Source organism: Colwellia sp. 5_MG-2023 (assembly GCF_030547795.1).
Taxonomy (GTDB): domain Bacteria; phylum Pseudomonadota; class Gammaproteobacteria; order Enterobacterales; family Alteromonadaceae; genus Colwellia.
Map to the genome: position 1 here is coordinate 1 of NZ_JAUOPW010000005.1, position 12,835 is coordinate 12,835.

Consider the following 12,835-nt stretch of genomic DNA (forward strand, 5'->3'; position numbering starts at 1 on the left):
CAGTTGAAAAAATTCGTCATTGATTGTGCGATCAAACCTGATGGAGGCCGACTACAAGGTAAGGATGTACAATATTACATTGCTCAAGAGTTTGGTGTTATACCAATTCCATCTTAAATTGTTCCCACTTCAATCCAATTTCTACTACACATTTTCGTTACTCGCTTAGCATCACTAACGAATGAGTTCCATGCATCTGAGCAAGCACCCAGGATGTCATCATATCCCTTAAAACACTTGTTCGCTAAATGATGTTGACGCAATCAACTCCATACTTGTTCTATTGGGTTAAACTGGTCGATTAATTAATCCGTTTGATATTATTAAGTTTTTCAGCTTTTTGAAAATAGTAGGCTTTTAAAGTTAGTGTGGCTACTTGGACTTTAATATTTATGAGTGTTATGGATAAAAGATGAGTACAGGGGAAATCATCCATGATTAACAATCCCTGTTTTTCTCATCCATCAGTAGCTTCATGCCACCTAGCTTAATCCTTCAAGCCTCCATAACAAGTTATTCCTACTTGTGTTGTTACCAACATTTAAAGCATAGGACAAAAATTATTAATTGCCAATTTTTTTTGTGTATTTTTTGTACGTTTTTTAGTTTGGTTTTACTAAGTATAGATGGAGTGAATAATGAGGAGGAGTTTTTATAGAGTGTTTAAATAGTTACATAACAAATTAGATTACGTTAATGCTAAATGTAATCTAATTTGTATAATATCAGTCTTTATAAAATAGCGTTGAGAAGCCTAAACAACACCTTGCTCTAACATGGCATCAGCTACACGTTTAAAACCAGCTATATTTGCGCCTAATACCAGATTACCGGGTTGGCCAAACTCGATTGCTGTTTGGTGGGCAGTTTCAAAAATATTTTTCATAATAATTTGTAATTTTTGATCGACTTCTTCGAATGACCAGGTTTGCATACTTGCGTTTTGTGCCATTTCTAATTGGCTTGTTGACACCCCTCCTGCATTAGCTGCTTTACCTGGACCATAAGAAATTTTAGCATCAATGAGTGTGTTTATGGCATCTTGTGTTGAAGGCATATTTGCCCCTTCGCTGACAAGCTGGCATCCATTGGCAATCAATGCTTTTGCATCAGCAAGAGTTAATTCGTTTTGAGTCGCACAAGGGAATGCTGCATCTGCTTTAATACGCCATACGGCATGACCATCACTAGGATATTCTGACGTTGGTATAAATTTAGCATCGTTATGTTCGGTTAAATAAGCTTCTAGACTTTTTCTGGATTTTTCTTTCAATTGTTTCACTAACGTTAAATCAATACCAGATTCATGAAAAATAGTACCGGTAGAGTCGGTACAAGTAATAGGTGTCGCTCCTAACTGATAAAGTTTTTCCATTGCATATATAGCTACGTTACCAGAGCCTGAAACTAGACATTTCTTACTTTTTAAAGATTCATCTTTAATTGAAAGCATATTCTCAGCAAAATAAACGACGCCATATCCTGTTGCTTCTTTACGAACGAGTGATCCACCCCATAATAAACTTTTCCCAGTTAATACCCCTTCATATCTGCCAGTTAATCTCTTATATTGGCCAAACATATAGCCAATCTCTCGCGCTCCTACGCCAATATCGCCCGCTGGAACATCGGTAGTTGGCCCTATATGTCGATATAGCTCGGTCATAAATGATTGGCAAAAACGCATAATTTCATCATCAGATTTTCCTTTAGGGTTAAAGTTTGAACCACCTTTTCCACCTCCAATCGGTAAACCTGTTAAAGCGTTTTTAAAAATTTGTTCAAATCCTAAAAATTTAATAATGCTTGCATTAACACTAGGATGGAATCTTAAACCACCTTTATATGGACCTAAAGCTGAATTGAATTCAATACGGTAGCCTTTATTTACTTGTATCTGACCTTGATCATCTACCCACGGAACACGAAACATTATTTGTCTTTCTGGCTCAACTAAACGCTGAATAATAGCTTGTTGCTGATATAACTTATTACTTTCCAAGATAGGTGCTAATGACTCTAGTACCTCTTCAACTGCTTGGTAAAATTCACACTGCGCTGGACTTGTGTTTTTTAAATCAGAAATTGTTTCATGAATATATGACATATAATTTATCCTTTTAATTATTTATCAGTAAAGGTATACCCAATTATTTTATAGAAAAGGATAGAGATAGGAATATTTGAGGCGTGGCTAAATAAAAATACCGTCTTTACTATGGTAAGGTTTCGTTTTATTGCTGTTATTATCAAAAAATTAATCTTTAAAGTAAATCTATTTTAAGCAATATCCTAGCTCGTTTTGTTCCTAATAAATATACAATTACTGTTAGTGTTTTTATACATTTGTTGAGTAGGGCGGGCTTAGATGTGAATCAAGTTAATCAAATAGGAAGTGTGAATTTCGAAGATACCTTGATTGATATCACAAGCTCTTACTGACTACCCACCAATAAATTTAACTTTATAGCCATTTTTTTCTAAAAGTTCTTTTATTAACTCTCTTTTATCGCCCTGAACTTCAATTGTTTCAGCGACAACACTACCACCTGTACCACAGCTCTTTTTTAATTTACTAGCGAGAGATTTTAACTCTGTGTTATTTAATCCTAAGCCACTAATAACAATTACACCTTTACCTTTTCTGCCTTTGGTTTCTCTACGTACATGGGCAAAGCCATCACTTGGCATTACATTGGCGTTTTGTTTTTTAGCTTTTATACGGCCAGTGTTGGTGGAGTATACTAATGATTCATCTGTATCTGATTGATCATTATCTATATTGACAGGTGCTTTCCCAAAAGCTGAAGCAAGGTCTGCAAGGCTTGAAAGTTTTTCTTTCATTGTAATAAATACCTAGTTAGTTGATATCAAATTGATAAGAGTAGTAAATTGACTGATTTTTTATTTAATCAAGCCTATATTAAAATATTAAATTAAAGAAGTAGATGAAAAAAAACCACTACTAAGAGTGGTTTTATTATAGCAAGTTAAATCTTAAAGGCAGACTTACATTATTTAATATAATGTTTATAACTTACTTTCAAGCTCTGGTAAAGCATCAAATAAATCAGCAACAATACCGTAATCAGCTACTTGGAAAATAGGAGCTTCAGGATCTTTGTTAATCGCTACAATGATCTTTGAATCTTTCATCCCTGCTAAATGTTGAATAGCACCACTAATACCAACAGCAATATATAAGTCAGGAGCAACAATTTTACCTGTTTGACCTACTTGCATGTCGTTAGGTACAAAACCGGCGTCAACAGCAGCACGTGAAGCACCAATTGCTGCACCAAGCTTATCAGCAATACCGTCAAGTAACTTGAAGTTATCGCCATTTTGCATACCACGACCACCTGATATAACAATACTAGCGGCACCTAAGTCTGGACGTTCAGATTTAGTTAGCTCATCACTTACATGGCTTGAATTACCTGCATCAGTCACAGTATCAATTGCAACAACTTCTGCGTTACCGTCTGTAGCTACAGCATCGAAGCCTGTAGAGCGTACTGTGATAACCTTTTTACTATCTAAACTTTGTACTGTCGCAATAGCGTTGCCTGCATAAATTGGTCGAACAAATGTATCACTACTTTCTACTGCAATAATGTCTGAAATTTGTGTTACATCTAATAATGCCGCTACTCGTGGCATAAAGTTTTTGCCTGTTGTTAATGCAGTAGCAATAATGTGTTCATAGTCTGCGGCTAACTCTGTAACTAACAAGCTAACATTTTCTGCCAATTGGTGCTCATAAGCTACATTATCGGCAGCTAAAACTTTACTAACCCCATTAACTTTAGCCGCAGCATCAACAACGCTTTGGCAATTATAACCAGCTACTAATAATGTAATGTCGCCACCAATCGCTTGAGCGGCGGCAACTGTTTTTAAGGTTTCAGCCTTTAATGTGCTGTTATCGTGTTCTGCAAATACTAAAATACTCATGAGATCACCTTGGCTTCATTTTTTAATTTTTCTACTAATTCATCAATAGTTTCAACAACAATACCTGCTTGACGCTCTGCTGGTGGTGTTACTTTTAGTAACTTAGTACGTGGCGATAAATCAATGCCAAAATCAGCGGCGTTTTTAACGTCTAATGGTTTACGTTTTGCTTTCATAATATTAGGTAATGATGCATAACGAGGCTCATTTAAACGTAAATCAGTTGTTACGATAGCGGGCATGTTCAGTGCTAGTGTTTGTAAACCACCGTCAATTTCACGAGTAACATTTACTTTATCGCCATCAATTTTCACTTCAGAAGCAAAAGTACCTTGTGGCATACCAGTAAGAGCCGCTAACATTTGACCAGTTTGATTGTTATCACTATCAATTGCTTGTTTACCTAAAATAACTAATTGAGGTTGCTCTTCTTCAACAATTTTTTGTAAAAGTTTAGCGATATTTAATGAGTCTAAATTTTCATCTGTTTCAATTTGAATAGCACGATCTGCGCCTAACGCTAATGCGGTACGCAATTGTTCTTGACAAGATTTATTGCCAACAGAAACGGCTATAACTTCTGTTGCAACACCAGCTTCTTTTAAACGAACAGCTTCTTCTACTGCTATTTCACAAAATGGGTTGATTGCCATTTTTACATTAGCAAGATCAACATTGGAGTTATCAGGTTTTACACGAACCTTGACGTTATAATCAATTACACGTTTTATTGGAACTAATATTTTCATCGTTGCCTCTGGTTTTTTTTATTCAGTATAGTAATTAATTCTGCATGAAAATTAATTTAGTAAAAGACTAAGTTATATCGTAATTGTCATTTGTAAAAAGATTACTATTGCTTGACGTAAACGTCAACGTAATCTTAGTTAAAACTTTCAAAGTAGGATACACTATCTTTAACCTCTGAAGTGATTATAGTTTTTTAAACAGCTAACCAATTTGTAGTATAGTAGAAAAGGCTAATTTAACTACAGTAAAGGTTTTTCTAAGAAAATACCGCCTTGCTTGGCAACTGTTAATAAGATAATATCAAACACCTGTTTTAATATCAAACAACTGTTTGAATTTTTATAAATAAAATAATATTGGGAGATACCATGGAACGTGAATCGATGGATTTTGACGTAGTAATTGTTGGCGCAGGCCCAGCTGGCTTGTCTACTGCATGTCGTTTAATGCAATTAGCACAAGAGAAGCAACAAGAACTAATGGTGTGTGTAGTGGAGAAAGGCTCTGAAGTTGGCGCACATATTCTTTCAGGTGCAGTGTTTGAACCAAAAGCTTTAAATGAACTATTTCCTGATTGGCAAGATAAAGGTGCTCCTTTAACAACTAAAGTGACTGGCGATGATATTTATTTATTAAATAGTGACAGTAATGGTATTAAGCTACCCGGGTTTTCAGTCCCTAAAACAATGCATAATGATGGAAACTATATTGTTAGTATGGGAAATGTATGTCGTTGGCTAGCAGAGCAAGCTGAACAATTAGGTGTAGAAATATTTCCAGGTTTCCCTGCGCAAAGTGTTATTTATAATGACGACGGTAGTGTTGGCGGTATTATTACAGGTGATATGGGCTTAGATGCTCAAGGGAATGAAAAAGATTCTTTTATGCCTGGGATGGAGCTTCGTGCAAAATATACGGTTTTTGCTGAAGGCTGTCGCGGACATTTAGGGAAAGAATTAATCGCTAAATTTGGCTTAGATACTGATGTTTCTCCTCAGCACTATGGTTTAGGGTTTAAAGAAATTTGGGATATTGATCCTGAAAAACATCAAGAAGGTTTAGTTGTTCATACTGCTGGTTGGCCATTAGACAAAGATACTACGGGTGGTGGTTATTTGTATCATGCGGAGAACAATCAAGTTTTTGTTGGATTAATTGTTGATTTAAATTATAGCAATCCTCACTTAAGTCCATTTGATGAATTTCAACGTTATAAACACCATCCTAAAATTAGTCAGTACCTTGAGGGCGGTAAACGTGTTTCTTATGGTGCACGTGCGATGGCGAAAGGCGGGTTCAATTCTTTACCTAAAATGACTATGCCTGGTGCTCTGTTAGTCGGTTGTGATGCTGGCACAATTAATTTTGCTAAAATCAAAGGTAATCATACTGCGATGAAATCGGGTATGTTAGCCGCAGAAGCAATTATAGAAACCCTTATTGTTAATGACAGTATTAGTGAAGAAGGTAAGCAAGATATAACCTTATATACTGATAAGTTTAAAGATTCTTGGTTATATGAGGAATTATATAATACGCGTAATTTCGGCCCTGCAATGCATAAGTTTGGTACAATGCTTGGTGGCGTGTATAACACAATAGATCAAAACATTTTTGGCGGTAAGCTACCATTTAACTTTAAAGATGACAGTCTAGATTACGATCAACTTAAATTAGCTTCACAAGTAGTTGTTATTAATTATCCTAAACCAGATAACAAATTAAGCTTTGATAAACTTTCATCGGTATTTTTATCAAATACCAATCATGAAGAAGAGCAACCTTGTCACTTAAAGCTTGCTGATAATAATATTCCAATCGCAGTTAATTTGGCTAAGTTTAATGAACCTGCACAGCGTTACTGTCCTGCAGGTGTTTATGAGGTGGAAAAAACAGAGGAGGGTGATAAGTTTGTTATTAATGCTCAAAACTGTATTCACTGTAAAACTTGTGATATCAAAGATCCAAGCCAAAATATTACTTGGGTAACACCTGAAGGAACCGGTGGTCCAAATTATCCTAATATGTAGTATTATGTATGATGGATAACAAAAAGTTGCGACAAAGTTCGCAACTTTTTGTTTTTAGCTTAATGCTAATTTATTTCTATTAAATTGAAGTTTTTAAGGGGGTGGATTGAGTGATGAATTTTTTTCTCAATTTCAGCTAATTCAGTTAATTTAAAACAAAATTGTTCAGCTTTGTTCTTTAAAGCAGTTGCACCAGCACTTATTTCTAATTCTAAATCTTTTCCCATGGTATCCATTCTATTGTCGAATGTAGAAAGACGCTGTTCACTACCATTATCGTCAGAATTATCACTTATCATAGCTTCACCTACAGCTAATAATATTGTACCGATTGAATCAGAAATTATTTCTTCAATTTCTTGTTCAAATTCGCCAGTAAAGATGTCATCAAAGTCGGCAAAATCTTGTGGTGCTATATAGTAGTTATTAGCACTTTGATTAAAGCGAGTACGAACTCTCCATTTTAGTTCATCAAATCTTGCTTGGATTTTTTGTTGAGAAGCGCTATTTTCACCTGTTAAGCTAGCAATCGCTTTATTTACAGCTTTTAAACCAATATCAACACCTTCTATCGCAATAGAAACTATTTCTGGTACTTGAGCGCGTATTCCGAGAGAAAACTTTTGAATTAACGCTACTTGTTCATTCGTTAGTGCTATTTCTCGCCCTTCAACAAAAAGTTGTTTTTCATCATTAATTTGTACAATCGTTCTGCTACGGTCAATGATCCGAATATGATTAGGGTCAATGATTACGCCATAATTAAAATTTACACTACACTGCTTAGCAGCGGTATTAAAACTAAATAAGCTGGTGCATATTAATAAAATATATAGTTTTGTCATAATATTTTTACGTATTAACAATGGGATCTATGTGAATTTTTCGATCTTTGTAATTCATTTTACTTGGACCATATTCTTTTCGAGTTCTATCGTTAATATCACCTAAAATAAATTGCACACCATGATATAACTTATCTGTCGCTTCAATAGAAACACTTTCCATATAGGCTTGTACGATATTCTCATGTTCTTCTTTTTCAAATAGAATTTCACCCATACGTTTAGCATGGAATTGGTATGTTGAAATAACTTTAGATAACATCTCCGTGTTAGCTGGACTTTTAGGGAGTTGTTTTAGTTTGTCGCTGGCTGTTTTTAGTTCGGTTGTTTTGTCATTTTCAAACTGTAGTCGTGATTCGATATCTTGCATTTTGTCATTGAGTTTATTAATAATATTTTCGAAGCTTATAATAGTATTATTTCCAGCTGTAGCCCCTATAGAACCAGCGCTAACATTTTTACCTGCTTTAATATAACCACCAATGAGTACGCCGTTAGCATGGTCTTCTGAGCCAACTTTTAAATTACCATTAACATTAATTAAACTATGGAGTAATTGCTTTTCAATGCGGATATCTTTACTACAACTAATCTGTGCGTATTGGCAATACTTTGCATATAAGTTACCTTTTGAGTTTACACTAACGCTCATTTTTACATCGGTAATCTTAGTGGCTTCAACATCGTGCTTATGACCAATAATACCGCCAGATATGGTAACATCACCACCTGACTCAATCATAGCAGACTCGACACAACCACCTACGGTAATATCACCACTAGCAATTACTTTCATACCTTCGTTGACATCACCTTCAATAATCACACCACCGGTAAAGTTAATATTACCAGACCCTACAGTAACATTTTTAACCCTATAGACTTCATCTACTTCCATGCCATTTGGGATCATTTTGGGTAATCCCACCCTTTGGGAAACAAGTATATTTTTGTTGGTTGAACTTATTTCTGTACCATCACCTGCGACTAGAGTTATATCATTTCCTGGTTCTGCAATTAAGGGAGCTGCGGTTACTGTGTAGCCATTTTCTCCAAGAGTATGAGGGATTTTTTCTGCGAGAGGCTCACCAACTTTGACACAAATGATGTCACCTAGGTCTCGCATATCAACGCTACCATCATTTCTTTGTTTGGGGCGTAAAATACGAGATTGGGCACTTTCAACAAGTGGCTTTATTACAGCGTCTTTACCTTTTATTGCTTGTTTACCTGTTGCTATTTGTAAACTCACTAAGCTTAATGGCTTTTCTTTTGCGGCTAATTGAGCAAGCTTAACAAGTTGTTCTTTACTATACCCTTTGTTTACACCACTTGCTTGAGCTGCTTCTAGAATAGCTTTTGCAGATAAATTTTTACCACCTTGTGCTGCTGTTATTTCAGCACTGGCAGCCATTTGATCACTGTCGATCGATACTGAGATGGTTGCATCAATTCGCTCTAACACTTGGTAGGTTATTTCTCGACCAAACTTACCACTTTGTAATGGTTTTAGCACATCATTTAATTCAGCAATCGCATTTTTAATATTTGCAATGTTGATATGTAATCGGCTGTATTCAGACTGCTCAATTAGCTCTAGAATTGTGGTTTCTGTAACCTGATCGCCGTCTTTAATTGGCTTTATTATTAAATCAACATTATTTTTGTCATTAGCAATTAAACTGAATTGGGTCATAAGAAATACTCCGATATTATTATTAATAAATCAACCTAACCTAATGACTTAAATGGTTTAGCTAAATTAGTTTTCTAATTCATATTATTAAACGCTATATGGAAAGACTATATATAATTATCTTGATGAATTTTAATAAAACTATTTGTGTTCGTTTTGCTATAATCGACCTTATACTCTCGTCCATCCAGAGCCTGTATAAATAATAGCGTTTTTACTTCACTAAATATTTCGCTTGATTCAACATGAACAATCTCTTGATAAGCTTTTTTGGCTATAGAGCGTTTTTCTGGAATCAATCCTTTATAAATTCCAATACCTCTATGACTAACTATTACAATGGGATGATCCCCATTAATAATTAATAGATCAAACTTTTTTATTTTGTGAATTATGGTGTTTCGACCACTGGTAATAAAGTTTTTTTCAGCCAAAATTGACTCCTACATATAAAACAGCATTATTGCTCAGCTAGCTATTGCTTAATTAGCTATTTTTAATTAATTGTTTAAACAGTTAGCATAATAACGTAACTGTTTGTTTATCTAAATATATAAATGTAAATATATAAATTTTTGTCTTTACATTGGTTATGGGTGCATAAAAAACAGGCGTATAGTATTTTATTTTCTTTTACGTTCGGTAATATATAATGGCGTTTCCTGGCTCTTAATCAACTCTCTTCTAATTAAATCTAAGCCAATAGCCGCAACATACTTTTGGAAATAATGCCTTGATAAAGGCATTAATAAACAAATAGATTTTAAATTATTTTTATTTCCCCAAGCTATACATACAGTACCAACTGGTTTTTCTTCACTACCTCCTTCAGGTCCAGCAATACCGGATACCGCTATCGCTAAATCAGCTGATGATCTTTCTAAAGCACCTTGTGCCATCGCAATAACAACTTCTTCGCTAACAGCGCCATGTTCAACTAATAACTGCTCAGGTACACCTAATAACTTGCTTTTCATACTATTACTATAAGTGACAAAGCCAGCTTCAAACAGTGCAGAAGAGCCAGGTACTTGCGTTATCATGCTAGCAATTAATCCGCCAGTGCATGACTCTGCTGTAGTTATTTTTAAATTTTCATCGGCTATTTTTGACAGTACATGGTCTGCCATAGATAAAGGTTTCGTATCAATACGTGCAATTAGGTGATCACCTAAAACCTTTATTAGTTTTGCTTCCCATAAGTGTTTTTGTTGATGAGCCTCTTGATTAGTGGTAGTTAATTTTATCTCTAATAATGGCATGCCAGCTCGAAAACCTAAATCAATATTATCAGGCCAATCGGGTAGTTGCTCATCTACCATTTTTTGTAAAACAGATTCACCTAAACCAAATACTTGCAAACGAGTAACATCTGAAATGAGATCATTCGGTAGTCCTTTAGCGATATCTGGTGCTATTTCTTCTACTAACATGGTCTTTAACTCATTAGGAACGCCTGGAGTACAGTAAATATCACAATGTAAATGATTTACTTTGAAACCAACTGCACTACCGTTTTTATTAGGAATAATACCGCAGTCTTTAGGAAGTATCGTTTGCTTTAAGTTAGGCGCATTTAACGTTGCACCTCTTCGTTTACACCAATGAGTTAAGTGGTCTAATGCTTGTGGATGTTCGGCTAGTTCAACATCTGTTGCTTTGGCTAATGCTAATGCTGTTAAGTCATCTATTGTTGGACCTAAGCCGCCATTAATAATTAAAATATCACTTTGCTCTGCCAGTAAATTTATTTCATTGATCAATAATGCTAAATCGTCAGCTATGGTCACTTTTCTTGTTATTTCTAATCCTAGCTCTTTTAATTGCTGTGCGATCATAGCTGAATTGCTGTCAACAATATCACCAGCCATTAATTCATTCCCCGTTAATAACAATTGCACATTTGGTTTCTTCATCGGCTTTAATCTCATTTCAATAAAAAAAATTTTATATAATCTAAACCTTTTTAAAACGAGTTACATCTAAATCTTTATAAAATTCATTCGAAGGTATGTAATTTTTAAAACATTAATACATTTAGTGTTAAGTAAGATGAAGGAAGGTAAAAATTATTTTGTTTGGATAATGCTTAATTTAGGTATATATATTAATTTCTAATTCGTATAATAAGAAAGTGGTTTTTGCTTTTCTTTTCAGTGAGCAACTTATAGTGAAATATGAAAGAGAGTTATTATGTGGGCGTTGGTTTCGTGAAGATACTCAAACGCCTAATAAAAAAATTATAGAGTATGCTCAAATAAATGCTGATGGCAGTTTTGAATTTACCTTTATAACCTTGCAAGTCACAGTTGGTGCAGCAGAAAAAATTGTTGAGCAAGTAACAGAATTAGGTGATTGGGGCTTAGTAGGCGATATTCACTTTACAATTACTAAAGATGAAATTGTAGATGAACTCCTTTATGCTGCTGATCTAAATGATGGTAATAATTACCATGCTTATAAGGTATTACAGTTAAATCATCACGTTTTCGAATATCAGCATGTTGAGACAAATGAAACTTTTATAATGCGAAAAGTTACTGACAATATTGGTCATTGTTAGTTTATCTATCAATTTAAAAGCTAGGAAAATAATGAATAAGTTCAAAGCAGCCAGTTTAATTACTGCAATAAAAACACCTTATACAAGCGAAGGTGAAATTGATTTAAATACTTATGACACCCTTGTTAAAAAACAAATAGAGGCAGGTGTAGACGGTATTGTAGTTGGCGGTACAACAGGTGAAGGACATTTACTTAGTTGGGAAGAGCACTTAATATTAATTGCCCACAGTGTCCATGAATTTGGTGATAAACTATTAATTATTGGTAATACGGGCAGTAATAATACAAGTGAAGCTATTAAAGCAACAAAACATGGTTTTGCTGCAGGTATGGACGCTACATTACAAATAAACCCTTATTATGGTCGCACATCCATTGCGGGTGTGCTTGAGCATTTTACTCATACCTTAGATATTGGTCCTACATTTATTTATAATGTAGCAGGGCGCACAGGTCAAGATATAACGCCTGATATGATTGAAGTATTAGCAAAACATAAAAACTTTATTGGTGTGAAAGAATGTGGTGGCAACGAACGTATTGCTCATTACGAAAAACAAGGTATTGCTTGTTGGTCTGGCAATGATGATGAGTGTCATACTGCACGACATCAACATGGCTCACACGGTACAATTTCTGTTGCGTCTAATATTATTCCTGGCTTAATGCGCCAATTGATGGATAAAGAAAGTACTGAATTGAATAGTCGTTTACAAAGCTTAATAAAATGGCTTTTCTGTGAACCTAACCCTATTGCCATTAATACTGCATTAATGATGACTGGTGCGGTATCAACTAATTTTCGTTTACCTTATAAAGCCTTAACAAAAGAGCAAAGACAAGAAGGGTTAGATTTATTAGCGGCACTTAATACGAGTGACCTTGTCGGTGAATCTTTATCATTACTTGATGATGATGCTTTTAAATATTGTATTTAGTTTTGTCAACATTAACATCAAAAGACTAAAAACTTAAAATTACAAAGCGAAAAG

11 protein-coding genes and 1 pseudogene are annotated in these 12,835 nt (G+C 34.7%); 3 read left to right on the top strand and 9 right to left on the bottom strand.

What is annotated here, in order from left to right; translation table 11 throughout:
• Positions 1-176: 176 nt before the first annotated feature.
• From Q4496_RS05620 to Q4496_RS05640, 5 genes and pseudogenes are all read right to left on the bottom strand, one after another.
• A pseudogene (locus Q4496_RS05620) lies at positions 177-296 on the bottom strand (IS630 family transposase); the annotation flags it as partial.
• A 458-nt stretch (positions 297-754) separates the two neighbouring features.
• Positions 755-2,107 carry an NADP-specific glutamate dehydrogenase gene (gene gdhA, locus Q4496_RS05625; RefSeq protein ID WP_215974447.1) on the bottom strand — a complete coding sequence of 451 codons (1,353 nt, stop codon included), beginning with the start codon at positions 2,105-2,107 and terminating at the stop codon, positions 755-757.
• A 335-nt stretch (positions 2,108-2,442) separates the two neighbouring features.
• Positions 2,443-2,781 carry a stress response translation initiation inhibitor YciH gene (locus Q4496_RS05630; RefSeq protein ID WP_303495271.1) on the bottom strand — a complete coding sequence of 113 codons (339 nt, stop codon included), beginning with the start codon at positions 2,779-2,781 and terminating at the stop codon, positions 2,443-2,445.
• A gap of 249 nt (positions 2,782-3,030) precedes the next feature.
• Entirely contained in the window at positions 3,031-3,957 is a 927-nt protein-coding gene (locus tag Q4496_RS05635) for an electron transfer flavoprotein subunit alpha/FixB family protein (RefSeq protein WP_215974445.1), read from the bottom strand.
• Positions 3,954-4,706, bottom strand: coding sequence for an electron transfer flavoprotein subunit beta/FixA family protein (locus Q4496_RS05640; protein ID WP_215974444.1), 753 nt, complete (start codon positions 4,704-4,706; stop codon positions 3,954-3,956). The genes Q4496_RS05635 and Q4496_RS05640 overlap by 4 nt, the downstream gene beginning before the upstream one ends.
• A 369-nt stretch (positions 4,707-5,075) precedes the next feature.
• Here Q4496_RS05640 and Q4496_RS05645 point away from each other — a divergent pair, with 369 nt between their 5' ends.
• Positions 5,076-6,737, top strand: coding sequence for an electron transfer flavoprotein-ubiquinone oxidoreductase (locus tag Q4496_RS05645; protein ID WP_215974443.1), 1,662 nt, complete (start codon positions 5,076-5,078; stop codon positions 6,735-6,737).
• A 65-nt stretch (positions 6,738-6,802) separates the two neighbouring features.
• On the opposite strand, the gene Q4496_RS05650 is transcribed toward Q4496_RS05645, so the two are convergent.
• The 4 genes from Q4496_RS05650 to Q4496_RS05665 form a co-directional block, all read right to left on the bottom strand.
• A complete protein-coding gene (locus Q4496_RS05650) occupies positions 6,803-7,582 on the bottom strand; it encodes a DUF2884 family protein (protein WP_303602193.1) in 780 nt (259 codons plus the stop codon).
• Positions 7,583-7,589: 7 nt separating this feature from the next.
• Entirely contained in the window at positions 7,590-9,278 is a 1,689-nt protein-coding gene (locus Q4496_RS05655) for a DUF342 domain-containing protein (protein ID WP_303610042.1), read from the bottom strand.
• 107 nt (positions 9,279-9,385) lie between these two features.
• Positions 9,386-9,712 carry a hypothetical protein gene (locus Q4496_RS05660; protein ID WP_215974440.1) on the bottom strand — a complete coding sequence of 109 codons (327 nt, stop codon included), beginning with the start codon at positions 9,710-9,712 and terminating at the stop codon, positions 9,386-9,388.
• Positions 9,713-9,901: 189 nt separating this feature from the next.
• Positions 9,902-11,194, bottom strand: a complete 1,293-nt coding sequence (locus Q4496_RS05665; RefSeq protein ID WP_303610043.1) for a CinA family nicotinamide mononucleotide deamidase-related protein — start codon at positions 11,192-11,194, stop codon at positions 9,902-9,904.
• Between the two features lie 254 nt (positions 11,195-11,448).
• Here Q4496_RS05665 and Q4496_RS05670 point away from each other — a divergent pair, with 254 nt between their 5' ends.
• On the top strand, positions 11,449-11,841 hold the full coding sequence (locus Q4496_RS05670) for a hypothetical protein (RefSeq protein WP_252727682.1): 393 nt from the start codon (positions 11,449-11,451) through the stop codon (positions 11,839-11,841).
• A 31-nt stretch (positions 11,842-11,872) separates the two neighbouring features.
• On the top strand, positions 11,873-12,781 hold the full coding sequence (gene dapA / locus Q4496_RS05675; protein WP_215974438.1) for a 4-hydroxy-tetrahydrodipicolinate synthase: 909 nt from the start codon (positions 11,873-11,875) through the stop codon (positions 12,779-12,781).
• Positions 12,782-12,835: the final 54 nt, after the last annotated feature.